The 12969-nt window shown below is 68.9% G+C and carries 6 protein-coding genes; 1 reads left to right on the top strand and 5 read right to left on the bottom strand.

Going from position 1 to position 12969, the window contains the following annotated elements; genetic code table 11:
* Window positions 1-763 precede the first annotated feature (763 nt).
* From J8N05_RS32550 to J8N05_RS32530, 5 genes are all read right to left on the bottom strand, one after another.
* Complete coding sequence (locus J8N05_RS32550; protein WP_247706602.1) at window positions 764-2035, bottom strand: TIGR02679 family protein; 1272 nt, start codon at window positions 2033-2035, stop codon at window positions 764-766.
* Window positions 2032-6288: a TIGR02680 family protein gene (locus tag J8N05_RS32545; RefSeq protein ID WP_210889142.1), complete on the bottom strand. Its 4257-nt coding sequence runs from the start codon at window positions 6286-6288 to the stop codon at window positions 2032-2034. The genes J8N05_RS32550 and J8N05_RS32545 overlap by 4 nt, the downstream gene beginning before the upstream one ends.
* On the bottom strand, window positions 6285-7610 hold the full coding sequence (locus tag J8N05_RS32540; protein ID WP_210889141.1) for a TIGR02678 family protein: 1326 nt from the start codon (window positions 7608-7610) through the stop codon (window positions 6285-6287). The genes J8N05_RS32545 and J8N05_RS32540 overlap by 4 nt, the downstream gene beginning before the upstream one ends.
* Window positions 7607-9262 (bottom strand): TIGR02677 family protein, encoded by a 1656-nt coding sequence (locus J8N05_RS32535; protein ID WP_210889140.1) that lies wholly within the window; start codon window positions 9260-9262, stop codon window positions 7607-7609. The genes J8N05_RS32540 and J8N05_RS32535 overlap by 4 nt, the downstream gene beginning before the upstream one ends.
* A 209-nt stretch (window positions 9263-9471) precedes the next feature.
* Window positions 9472-10224 carry a hypothetical protein gene (locus tag J8N05_RS32530; protein ID WP_210889139.1) on the bottom strand — a complete coding sequence of 251 codons (753 nt, stop codon included), beginning with the start codon at window positions 10222-10224 and terminating at the stop codon, window positions 9472-9474.
* A gap of 1059 nt (window positions 10225-11283) precedes the next feature.
* On the opposite strand from J8N05_RS32530, the gene J8N05_RS32525 reads away from it, so the two are divergent.
* A complete protein-coding gene (locus J8N05_RS32525) occupies window positions 11284-12942 on the top strand; it encodes a serine/threonine-protein kinase (protein WP_210889138.1) in 1659 nt (552 codons plus the stop codon).
* Window positions 12943-12969: the final 27 nt, after the last annotated feature.

The raw sequence follows: 12969 nt of genomic DNA, 5'->3' as shown, positions 1-12969 counted from the left end.
CTTCCGGCGTTTTCGGGAAGGCCCCGCAGACTGCGACTGCTGATGGGTATCTGGCTGGCCTGCGAGACGCCCGTCGAAACTGGTCTGCTCTGGAGGTTCTGGGGCTCGCCACGGCTCCGGGCGGGCCAATGCATCCGTTCTGGCCTGGCGTCTCTCTTGATACCTCTGATGGATTACGATGACGCATCATGTGGAGTGCGTGGCGATCCTGGAGCCGGTGGCGAAGGGCGCCTGAGCTGGGGTTTTGCGCGTGCGCGTTATGTGTGGTGTGGGCGTTACGGGCGGTATCTTGACGCTGAAATGACGCCCGTGACGCTCATTTGACGCTCGTTCTGATGGGTCGTCAGGCGACTCTTGGGCACGTCAGGCCCTAGCCACATGGCAACTGCAGGCGGGGTGTTGAGGGCTGGTGACGCTCTCGGCGGTGCAGCCGGAAGTCCCAGAGCCGTCCGAGGGATACTCCCACAGCAGGGAGCCGCCCTATCTGGTCTGGACAGGGCGTGCCTGTGCGGTGTGGGCTGGGTGCTGTCAAATGACGGCCCGGAATCGCCGGACGCCTGCGCGATGGCCGTACGCAGGAAATCGAAGGGAAGAGACGAGCGTGATTCCGCGGCGGCCATCGGGCTCCAATCGTCGGCACCGTACCCGTGACGTGATCCTCTGGTCGGAGCGACCTGGGCGCGGCGATGTATCAGGTGTTGGCGTCAATCATGCAGAAAAGGACTGACAACCCACGCGAGTTCGGAACGACGCCGATGTCCCTCTACGTCTGGCGTGACAGGTCGGCCACCAAGAGATCGAGAGTGGCCTCCTCGTGGAGCGCGACGCCGAGGGCGGTCATGGCAGGGGCGAGATCCGGGTCCCAGTCCGCGCTGACAGGCTGGCCGGCGAGTGCCAGTTGAGGGGTGCCCTCAGCCTGGCTGCGAGCGGCCAGGTGCTCGTAATCCGCAGTGCTCATGCGCCACGGCTGGGCTTCGTAGCGGCGGATGACCCGGTTGGCCAGAGCGATCCCCGGCCAGTCGAAATCGCCGTGGTACGCGAAGCGGCAGCCCGTGGCGGCGAGGGTGTCGAGAAGCGTGAAGACCACCGTGGCGGCGCTGCCGGAAGTGCACACGAGTGGCTGGACGCAGGCCGCGTCCGCTGCGGCTTCCACCACGCGCGGATTCTCACAGATGTGGATGAGCGTTGCGGCGGGGAGTTGCAGTTGGAGGTCATGCAGGTCGCGTGGTGTGACGTGAAGTTCGGCGTGATGCTCGGCCCGCTCCCGCAGAGCCCGCTCCCGCCAGCTTTCGCCCTCGGGTCGCAGTCCGTACGTCAGCACCGTGCTGGAGACCTCGTCCGGAGTGACGGAGACCAGCCGCCACAGAGCGCGTCGACCGGCCGCGTTGTCGGGGAACTCGGTGCCGTGGGCGAGGGCGACACCGCGTTGGACGAGGCGGGCGAGCCAGGTGCCGTCGTCCAGGCCGTGCGCGGAGCCGGTCGCCATTGCGGCGAGTTCACCTCGGCCGCGTGCACCGCCGCGCTCGGGTCCGAGGAGGGTGGTGAGGATCTGGACCGCCTGCTGGAGTGTCCAGACCGCTGCTTCGGGTGTCACTCCTCGCGGAACGCCGGCCCGGCGCACCAGGTCGTACCACTGTTGGGGCCATTCCTGGCCGACGAGTGGGGAGGCGTCCAGTGATGAAGCGAGAGAAGACCACACCTGCTCCCGCCGCGCCGTCTCGTCTGCCCGGGCAGCGCGGCGGTTGGCGAGGGGCGGTCCGATTTCCTCCAGGGTCTGTCTCAGCCCGAGTCCGGCCGCCGAGGCGCGAAGCCGTGCGTCGAGCATGTCGAGCCGCACCGTCACGGCGGCACCGGTGAGAGGTTTGCCCAGCAGGAGTGACAGGTCGTTGCGTTCTTGCAGGTTCATCGCGGTGAGCCGGAGGGAGCCGGTGGCCTGTACGCCGTTGCTCTCCAGTCGTTTGCGTACGCTCGACCAGAGCCGGGTGAGCCCGGGACCCGTCAGCCATTCGCGGGTCGCGGTGGGCAGTGTGCTCACACGGATACCAGACGCCGGTGGCGGCCGTTCCAGGTGTAGTGCAGGGTGGCCACGCCTCGGACATGGGGATCACGCAGGCACTCGTAGATGTGCAGGGATGGAACCTCGGGCCAGTTGCCCATGAGTCGTTCGCTGGTGAGGACGAAGTCGAGATCGAGGTCGACGAGGATACGACCCAGTCGACCGTGGGTGGGTTCGTCGACCTTGGCGAAGGCGTCGTCCAGGAGGATCAGCCGTGGCGCGTGCGGTGCCGACTCGGCGAGGCTGGTGAAGTGGGCGGCGGCTGCGGCGAAGAGCACGAGGTAGGAGAGCACTCGCTGTTCGCCCTGGCTCAGCCCGGTCCGGCCGGTCAGCTTCCTACGGCGACCCGGAGCCGCGTCCTCGACCACGAAGGTGTGGAAGCGGAACCAGTCGCGGTAGTCCAGCGCGGTCCGAAGGTGGGCGGCGTAACCGGCTGAGGGATCGGCCCGTCGGGCGTCCTCGATCCGGCGTTGCAGGACTTCGCGGAGCTGCTCGGTCTCCTCGCGCGTTCGGAGGCTCGACGGACTGCGCAGCAGGTCCACGGCTGCCCGGACGTCCGCGTCCACGTCTTCGTCCAGCTTCCACAGCAGCTCGACGCCGAGACCGTGGGAGGTGCGCACGGTCCGCAGGGTGTCGTTGAGAGCCGCGATCAGGTTCGCCGCGGTGATGACCTGAGTTGAGAGATGGTCGCCGAGCTCGCCGGTCAGGAACCGCTGGAACACCTCGCGTTCGCGTTCGGTGAGCCGTCCTCGGGCCTCCGCAGCCTGGCCCGCGATCCGCTCGCCGACGGCCGCGACGTCATGGGACCCGTGGTCGTCGACCAGTCGGCAGACCTTGATCCCGTCGCGTTCCTCCAGCTGTGCGTCGAATCCGCCGGCCAGCTGGTCGCGCAGATCGGTGTGCCGGTTGAGCAGGGTACTGTCCGACACCTCGTTCTTCGGACGGCCGAGGGCCTGCTCCACGGCGTCGGCGAGAGCCCGTAGCGCGCGCAGACGGCTGCGGACGTCCACACTGGGATCGTCCGACACATACTCGGGCAGCGAGGACCGGTCCAGTCCGGCGCCGAGTACCACCTCCGGTCGGCCGAGAGCGCTGCGCAGAGCGCCGCCGGTGTCGATGACCGCTGTCTCCTGGTCCGCCAGGGTCCCGCGCAGACGCTTCTCGTCCTCTTCCGCGCGCACGCGCAGGTCGTGGAGGTCGTCGCGGGCTCGCCCAGCCCCAGGCAGGGCGCGGACGGCGTTCGCGATGCGCTGCTTGGTCTCCTGCTCGCGGGTGAGGATCTCCTCCGCGGACGATCCGATGGCCTCCTCGCGGGTCCGCAGGTCCTGCTCAGCGGTGCGCAGTCGGGTGAGATGGACCTTGTAGCTCTCTTCCGCGACCAGGCGATCCTCACAGGCACGCTCGTACCGTTCGGCATCCGTCTGATTCGCGCCGAGCCGCTCGCCCGTGCCGCCGACCGCCCTGCGCAGATGCCCCACACCGCTGAGCAGGGCAGCCAGTGCGGTGCGTACGCGGTCCAGTGCGTCAGGGGCGCCGGGCAGGTCGTGGGCGGTCGCGGTGGCGTCCGCCTCGGCACGCGCCGACACCGCGAGAGCGCGGGCCTCCTCGGCCTGCCGTGCCGCCCGGGTCGCCTTGACGGTCAGGTCACGCAGGGCCTTGTCGGCTGATTCGGCCCTGCTCCATGCTTTCGCGAGATCTTGTGCCCGGGGGAAGTTCCGTTCGGCGAGTGTGAGAGCCCGACGCATGGCATCGGTTACGGCGAGTTCGGCGCGGACGTCGGCGAGCCGCTGTTTCGTCCGCGTGATCCGCTCCTCCAGCTCGGCGAGGATGCGGCGCCGGGTCGCTGCGCGTACGGCGGCCCCCACGTACTCGGTGTCGCCCTTGTCGTGACGGCCGCTGAGTACGCCCAGACGCCAACTGCCGTCGTAGTAGACCGCGTTGTGTGTGGTGGTCTGTGCTGCCGGTGCGAGTGCGACAGCGGCCAGCAGACCCTCCACGCGCTCGGACGTCACACCGCACCCCGGTTCAGGTGCCGGGCGTAGCGCCGATGCGAGAGTCGGTCCGTCGGACAGAGCGGGACCGGGCTGGAGGAGGGTGTCCCGGGTGCGGGGGTCGAGAAGGATGCCGTCCGCGCCTACCCACGCGTCCAGGATTCCGCTTGCTTCCAGCGCCCCTTCGAGACCGGCTCGGTCGGCCGGTGCCAGGTTGTCCGCGAAGTCCACGAGCCGGTAGAAGGGTGCTCCGCTGCCCGGCGTCCTTTCGGCGACGCGATGGTGCGGGGCCGACGGCTCGGGGTCGGTACGTTGCTCCCAGTCCCGTTTCTGCTTCGTCAGGCGGTCGGCTTCCTCGTTGAGTCGGCCGGCGCCGAGCGCCAGTGCGTCCCGGCGTGCGGTGAGTTCCTCGCCGTACGGTTCGAGTGCGGTCTGGGCGGTTCGCCACGCCTGACTGTCGATGTCGGGGGGCAGCGTGCGGTCCGCGAACGGTGCGTCGGCGGAGGTCTCGTGGCCGACCGTGGCATGGACGGCGTCCAGCGGCGGGCAGTCGGGCCCCAGCACGGTCCGCGTGTGCGCTGTCCACTCGGCGACACTGCCCGCATAGACGTCGCTCTCCTCGGCCACATTCTGGCGGCTGACGTCGAGACGGCCGGCGGTCTCTTCCGCCTCGCCCTCCAGCCGTTCCCGCTCGGCATCGGCCTGAGCCGCTCCGGCGCGGGCCGCATCCGCCCGTGAGATGAGGCGGTTCACTTCCTGGACCATACGGGCCCGGTTTTTCGCGACCGTCTCGGCGTCCTCCAGCTGGTTCTGCCAGGACCGCAGCCCCTCCCGCGTGGTGGCCGTGTTCACGCGGGCTGCCGACCGGTGCCGTACGGTGCTCGTCTCCCCGTCCGGAGTCGTCAGCTCCGCCTCGGCGGCCTGGGACAGGGCGGTGCGTGACAGGGCCATCGCCTCGCCGAGATGACCGGTGGGGAGCCCGGCTTTCTCCGCGTGCGTCAGCAGCTCGCGGTGTTCGGTTCCCAGCTCGGCCAGCCGACTCCCCAGGTGTTCGACCCCTTCGGCGAGCCGCTCCGCCGTGCTCTCCTCCGTGTCGTGCGCGTTGCGCAGGGTGGTGAAGGCGGCCACGGCGGCGGTGTGCAGCGCCTCGACCGTGCCGCGGCGTTCCGACAGTTCGCGCAGGCTGCGGTAGGCGTGACTGGCATGCAAGGCGGCCAGGTCGGTCCTGGCGGCCTGTTCCTCCTCGCGCAGGGTCTCCAGCCGGCCCTTCGCCTCCTCCTCCTGCGTCCGCAGGTCGCTCGTCCGCTGTGCGGCGTCTCCGGCCACCCGGCGCCGCTGCGCGAGGACGCCCAGCTCGTGGCTGACTCGCTGCGCGGAGGCGCGCAGGACTCCGGCCAGGTAGCCGCGGTAACTGGTGAGGAACGTGCGCAGTGCTGTGTCGGTGCGTTCCAGGCGGCCGAGTTCGTCCCGTACGGCGTCGAGGTCGTGGAGGTTGCGTGCCACCTTCTCGACCACGTCTTCGTCGAGCGCTGGCAGGGTCTCGCTCAGCAGGGAGGCCAGGCCGCCGTGCTCGATGCGGTCCCCGACCGTGGGGCGCCGCAGCCGGTGGAGGAGCTGGGTGAGGTTGCGGTAGCGCGTCGCGTCGGTGATGCCGAACAGGTCGCGGGCCACCCGGGAGCGGTGCATGACGGCACGCTCGGTCGTGTTGTCGGAGCCGACGAGCTCCTTGAGCCGGTCGACCGGCAACGGCTTCCCACCGTCGACCAGGTGCAGATCCTCACCGATCCGCAGCGGGGTGACGAAGAACGTCGGCAGCGCCTTCTGCGTCGACTTCGAGGCACGGATGGCGACACCGAGCGTCAGGAAACGTTGGCCGCCGTCGTCGGCCGTGCCCCGGAACTCCACCCACAGGTACCCGAGACGATTGGTCTGCTCGAACCCGTCCAGCATCAGCCAGGGGAGCGTGGTGCGGCCGGTGCCGGTTGCGTCCAGTGCCCGGGAGTCGCCGTCCAGGAGATACGGGAGCAGCATCTCCAGGGCCTTGGACTTGCCCGCGCCGTTCTTGCCGCGCAGGAGCAGCCGTCCTTCGCCGAAGGAGAACTCCTGGGCGTCGTACTGCCAGACGTTCTGGATGCCTGCCCGGTGCAGTCGGAAGCGGGTGCCGGTGGTGGTCGCGGGGGTGGTGTTTGCCGCGGGGCCGGAACGCGGCAGCGGAACGAGGCCACGCGCGTCGGTGGTCATAGCGGCAACTCCTCTTGCACATCGGTTCCTTGGCGAGCTTTGGCAGCCGGTCGCACGGTCACGAGGGTGGCGTAGCGTGCCGCCGCGGCCAGCAACACCCAGCCCTCGCCGCCGGGCCGTGCGCCATGGACATCGGTCACCGTGCGTCCTTGCGACGCCTCCTCGACGTACCCCTCCGGCAGACCTTCTCCCTCGGCGCGCAGCCGCCCGGCACAGGCCATCAGCCGCATGCGGACCAACAGGTCCAGTACGGCCTCCCGCAGGGAGGGAAGGTCCTCCAGGTAGCCGCGCTGCCAGTTGCTGCGCTGCCCGTACTCGGCGATGAGCTCGGTGACCACCTCGTCCACCAGGCCGTCCGGGACGGCTACCCCGATGACGAGCCTCCCGCCGGTCGCCGGATGCCCCGGTTCCTGGGGCCGAAGCCGTTCCACGAGCCGTTCCACCAGCAGCAGCGCGGCCTGTGCAACGGTTCCGGTGCCCGGCAGGTGCAGATCCGTCAGCTCCTCCTCGGGGTCCACCAGAGCCACGCCCTCGGCCCGGATCTCCATCTCCAGACCCAGGAGTTCGGAGAAAGCCTGGGCTTCCCGGCGCTGCCGGGTGCGCAGCCAGTCACGCTCGGCATCGGTCAGCTCGTCAAGGTGGACAACAGGTGTCTCCACGAGCATCCGGCGCACGTAGGTGCGCGGCCCGCTGAACCCCGGGTCCGCCGCCCGCCGCACCAGGTCGGCGCCGTCCCGCGCTTGCGCGAGCGGGCCGGCGACGACCACGCGTGCCAGCTCCCGGTCCACCGTGATCAGGGCCTCCCCGCCCGCCTCCTGCGCGATCGCGGCCACCTGGCCCTCGGTCTCGACGAGGACACCCCACTCGACGAGCCGGCGCAGAGCCGCCACCAGGGTCCGCTTCCCGGCCGCCCGGCCCGTCTCCTCCAGCTCGATCCCCGCGTCAGCGGCAGCGGCCCTGATGTCGGCGACCAGGTGCGACAACAGCATCTGCTCGGGCGCGGTAACCAGAACAGACAGGGCCAGCGCGAGACAGGCGTACGTGTGCGGGGTGAACGGGGTGCCGCTGGAACGCTCCAGCCTGCGACCCGATCCCGCTCCCAATCCCGCCTTGAACAGCCGGGCGAACGAGCCATCGACCAACAGGCGGTAGCCGAGCACCTGCTGGAACCGTTTGCCCAGCCAGTCGGCATGCCTGCGGATCAGAGGGAAGAGGTCGGCATGCGGGCCGTTCGATGCGACCAGGGGGTGGGCGAGCAACAGCCGGGCGGCGGTACGGCGTTCGGCGGCCAAGGCCACGTCGTGAGCCGAGGGAAGGGTCATGACACGCTCACCTCGGCCTCGCTGCCAACAACGCCTTCACCGTCGCGAGCTCCTTCACCGTCGACTGCGGCTGCGATACGGCTGATGTCCAGCTCCAGGTCGTCCAGCAGCAGGTCACCGTCGGCCGAGTACAGCACCGTCCGCGCGCCCGCCACCCGAAGCACGGTGAGCCGGATGCCCAGTTCGGCGTCCTCGCTGCGCGCCGAGTCGAGTCCGAAGCCCGCAGGCCCCTCCCCGTCCGTATCGGCGAGTCGCCTGAGCTGAGCGTTCCCGAGTGCCGTGGCCAGCAGTTCCAAGAGCAGCCCGAGCGCCGCCGAGGTGAGTCGTACATCGGCGAACCGACCCGACGCGCTGCGCAGTTCGTCCGCCGCCGCTGTCCTGGCCGCCGCCCGCTGCCGGGCGGCCTCCCGCAACCGCTCCTTCTGCGCGGAATGGTCCTCCACCGCGGAAGGCCGGCCCCGCTGGGAACGGCTGCCCCTCTCTCGCAGAGCCACCGGCACCTCGACCACCGGACCGGTCCACCAGCTCGTATAGGCGGGCACCACCTCGTCGGTGGCCGGGGGGATGCCCAGGTGTCGGGCGCCGTACAGACCGAAAGCGGCGACGGCGATGTCGTGGGCGTCCTGCGGCGCCGCCTCCTCGAACCAGCGGGCGAGCCGTAGCAGATCCTTGCGCCGGGACATCTCCCCGGTGGCCGATCGCAGCATCCGCTTGGCGTTGGCGAGCAGTGACTGCAACGCGCGCAGCGTGGCGTCCCGCAGCTGATCGACCTGGCTGCCCTGACCATCGGTGTCCCTGAACCAGCCGCGCATGCCTTCCCAGTCCGTGAACTCGCGGCCCCGGCTGCGCTGCACCCGGACCTCCAGGCGTCCTTCGCCCTGCGCCGTCAGCCCGGTGAGCCCCTGGGCGTGGGCGTCCAGCCGATCCAGCAGAGCCGGGATGCGCGGCCACAGGATGTCCAACGTCGCCGAGATCCGGGGCGCACGGAATGCCACGTCCTCCGTGATTGCCTCGACGTAGTCCAGGAGCAGCTCCTTGAAGCCCTGGTACTCGGCGCTGTCCAGGTCGTAGCGGGACAGCACCTGGCCGAGATAGGCGTAGAAGTCGCGTATGGAGTCCGCGAACTCGGTGAACTGCACGAACAGCGAGCTGATCCGCTCCAGTCCGTCCTGCGGCTCGACGCCGCCCGGCGCGGTCACGAGGTCGGCCAGCTCACGCAGCCCGCGCTCGACGAGGGCCAGCAGTTCGTTGCTCACCTCGCGGGCGGCGTCAGCCTCGGCCAGGACCCCATCGGCGTCCCGCTGGATGCGTTCGCCCAGTTTCGACAGCTGGTAGCGCGAGCGGGAACGCTGGTACTCGCTGATGGTGGACGCCTTCACCGTGTGGCTGCTGCGCAGCAGGTTCCCCCACTGCACCAGCTGTTCCAGCCGGACCGTGAGGGTGTCGGCGTCGAGTCCCGCGGCGCAACCACTGCTGTGATGCAGCTTCGTCAGGATGTCCGGGACGGCAAGATCCGCCAGCAGCGTTCCGCAGAAGACCCGCATGATCGCGATGTGCTCCAGCCGCTCGCTCGCGCTCAGGTACGTGTACGCGTCCAGCCGCCGCGCCTCCTTGCCGGCGTCCTGACCTGCACCGGATGCTGATGCCCCCATGCCCGTGAGGTTACGCGGCGCAGCCGGGCGCCGCCGGTGAGTGGCCGAAAATGCCGCGGACGTGTGGCAAACCCCCTGAATGGGTCCCTCGGCTTCTGTACCGAGTGGCTTCGAGGAGAACGGGGTACGTTCACGAGGGTTCCCGGCCGGCAACCCGTTGCAAGCGAAGCCAGTGAATGGCGCGGTGCTGCTGGCTGGGCTTCGTGTCATCAGGGCTCACTGCCGAGCTGTTCCTGGAGCCCGGCGATGCGCCGTTGGGTCGCCGCCGCATTCTTCTGCTGACGAGTCAGCTTAGCCTCGGCGGCTGTCAGTTCCTGGGCAAGCCGCTCTCGGCTGGCTGCCGCGCGCTCACGGATGGTCTCGTCATCGCGGTAGGCGGGCCCTGCCCGCTCGCTACTCACTACGCCGCGGCGCTCTCCGCACTCTGGGCACTCGACGACACGTGTGGAAACGTGGGTGTTCTCGCGATGCTGAATGCAGGCCACCACGTGGTCGCAACGAAGAGTCAGATCCCAACTATCGAGGTCTTTCTTGCGCTCCTCCCGTGAGGGCCCAGAAGCGAACAGTCTGGCGAGCTTCTCCACCTGCTTCGGCCCCAGCGGCGGCGGTGGGCAACAGAAACAGCAGTGTGTTAACCGAGATCCGCTGACGGTCCACCGGGAGTTCCGGCAGTCGGCGTGCCGCTCGCGGAACTTCTTATCGGCTTCCTCGTACTCGCGCTTCTCCGCCTCGGACAACTTCATGAGGGGTGGCCAGCTCCCCAGTTCATCCGTCATGGGCTGTCCGCAACCGCGGCAGGGCTCACCAGCCGCGTACTCCGCCCAGGTGAGGCGTGTTCCTTCTCGCTTCCACTGCTCATCCCGCTCGCGGCGTCGCCGGTCATCCGCTTCGGCTTCGAGGGCCGAGCGCAAAGCGCACTTGGCGGCTCGTTGCCGCTTCTGCTCCTCCGTGGACTTGGCCATGGGCTTCACCCTCCGCTGCACTCTGCTCTCCTGCACGACTGCGGAATCCATGCTGGCGTGGCCGCCCCATGCGCGGGCTGCCCGTGTGCCGGATGACGACTTGCGGCCGGACCTGAATGGAAAGCGGCCTTCAGGCGACTGGTTTCGTCTGGAGGAGGAGGTTGCTAATTTGATACATCATCAGGGGCCGTGCTTCAGAACACGGACAACAGGGCACACAACACAAGGGTCAATATTGCTAACCCGTGACCTGCCCCGAACCCGTAGCTGCGGAGCCCCCGTGAAAGGCCCCAGCACTCTGTCCGGTCCCCTTGAATACGGCGTAGCGCCGTAGGCCGTACACCGCCCCTAGGGGCACTCAACTCTCATGAAGCGGGGCATTGGAGAAGTATTCGGCAGCTTCCAGACTTTCGGCTTACTCGTCCGCTCTCCGGTTCTCTCGTGCTGGCCTAGGATCGTCAGCGACCATGCACGCACCGTGATGGTCCGGGACGGACCGGTTATGTACACATTTTGGGGAGGCCCCCGTATGGCTCGGGGACAGCGCATCGGTCGGCGTTCCCGGCGTGAGATCGCCTCTGTCGCCGGAGCCGGCCATCCCTACGTCGCGCCAGTGCACAACGACGGTGGAGGGAAGGTGATGCAGCATCTCGAAGGAAGTCCCCATTCTCACGCCGACTATTGTGTCGATCTCCACTCGCCGGGCTGCTTACTGCACTTCATACTGACCGAAGAGCCCTCGTTCACCGCCCCGATACCAGCGCTCGTCATGCTGGCGCACCGGACCAGTTCGCCTCCGGTCCTCGCCTCACTCCGCCACGACGTCCCACCAGACCTCGAAGATCTGGTCCTCCGGTTCCTCGCGAAGCACCCCGGCGAGCGGCACACTGACGCCACCTCGGTGGAGTCCCTCCTGGCCCCGCATCTTCCTGCGTCCGCACCTGACACACCGTGGGATTCCGTCCCGGGCCCGGGCATGGACATTGCGCGCCCACTCCGATTCCCGGCCTGTGCGCGACCGCTGGCAACCCGGGTCGACAAAAGGGCGCGGGGAAGACGATGAGGGACCATCACCTGGCGAAGGGCGAACTGATCGACGGCCGCTACGAGCTGGCGGAGCTGCTCGGCAGAGGTGGCATGGGCGAGGTGTGGGCGGCGTACGATCAGCGGCTGGACCGGTCTGTGGCGGTGAAACTGCTGACACCAGGGACGGCTGTCTCCAAGGTGCCACGCAGGCTTGATCCGCAGGACCCCGCCGTCGTCCGCTTCACCAGAGAAGCACGACTGATGGCCAAGCTGGAGCACCCGTACGTACCGGTCATCCATGATGCGGGCACCCATCGAGCGAGTCGGCTCTATCTGGTCATGCAGCGCGTGTACGGACACACGCTGGACCGGCTGGTGGCCCAGCGCGGACCCTTTCCCGTGGAGTGGGCCGCCGCGGTGGGCGCCCAGGTGTGCTCCGTGCTGGTCCAGGCTCACGGACGCGGCTTCGTCCACCGGGATCTGACGCCTCGCAACGTGATGCTCACAACAGACGGCACGGTACGCGTCCTCGACTTCGGTATCGCCACCGCCCTGCAACCACCGGACGGGCCACGGTTGACCGACGCGGGAATGGTGGCCGGAACCCCGGGCTTCATCTCTCCAGAACAAGGCAAGGGGCAGGCGGCCACTCCCCTCAGCGATCTGTACGCACTGGGCTGCGTGCTGTACGAGATCCTGGGCGGCCGACCGCCGTTCACGGCCGACGAGCCGCTGGCCCTGGTGGTCCAGCACATCGCCAATACTCCGGTACCCCTAGATCGGCTGCGCGACGACGCACCAGCCGAACTGTGCCACCTGGTCTCCCGCTTACTCGCGAAGCACCCGGAGGACCGACCCGCGGATGCAGCCGAAGTCCGGGAGGCACTCGCGCCCTGGGCCGAGCAGGCCGTGCCGAAGGCCACCCGCACCGGAACTCCGAGGCGGCCCGGCAAAGCCCCCGCGCGCCTGCCGCACGATGGCACCGACCTTCCGAACGATCCTCCTCCGGACAAAGCGCACGCACCCGTTCCGGAACACGCCACGACCCCGCTCGCAACTGCACAACCTCTCGTTCGGCCAGCGCAACCGCCGTCCACCTCCGGGGCCAGGTTGCCTGCGGAGTCGGTGGACCTGCGCGAGCGCGCGCAACGCCTTGTGGCAGAAGGACGGTTGTCACAGGCATTGGAGCTGCTGGGCAAGGATCTCAACGAGGTGCTGCCCCGTTTCGACTCCTCCCATCCGGAGGTCATTTCCCGCCGACTGGCCATCCTTCGGTTGCAATTCGAAGCGCAGGAATTGCAAGCGGTACGCGAGGGCTGCCTGGAGCTCGCGGAAACCCTCGTGTCGACTCGTTCCGCGCCGGACGCGGACCTCGCGGCTTGCCGGGTGATGGCAGCCCGCTGCCTTGGCCGGCTCGGGCACAACTCCGCCGCCCTCCTGGAGCTTCGCGAGGCGCTCGATCTCCAGAAGGAGGTGCTTCCCCCGCTGGATCTGGAGGTATTGGAGACCCGCCGGGACATCGCCACCCTCCTGGCGGCCTCAGGTTCGGCTGGTGAAGCCCTGGAGGCTCTGCGCCACCTCGCCCACGACCAACGGACCGCGCTGCCTCCCGACCATTCCGCCCATGCCGAGGTGGAGCGTCTGGTCAGTCGCCTGGGCAGACTGACCCGCGCGCTCCGCCTTCCGCAGTGATCCGCCGACGACCCATCCACAACCAGG

The organism is Streptomyces liliiviolaceus (genome assembly GCF_018070025.1).
In the GTDB taxonomy this organism is placed as follows: domain Bacteria; phylum Actinomycetota; class Actinomycetes; order Streptomycetales; family Streptomycetaceae; genus Streptomyces; species Streptomyces liliiviolaceus.
This window is presented reverse-complemented; position numbering and strand designations above follow the sequence as displayed.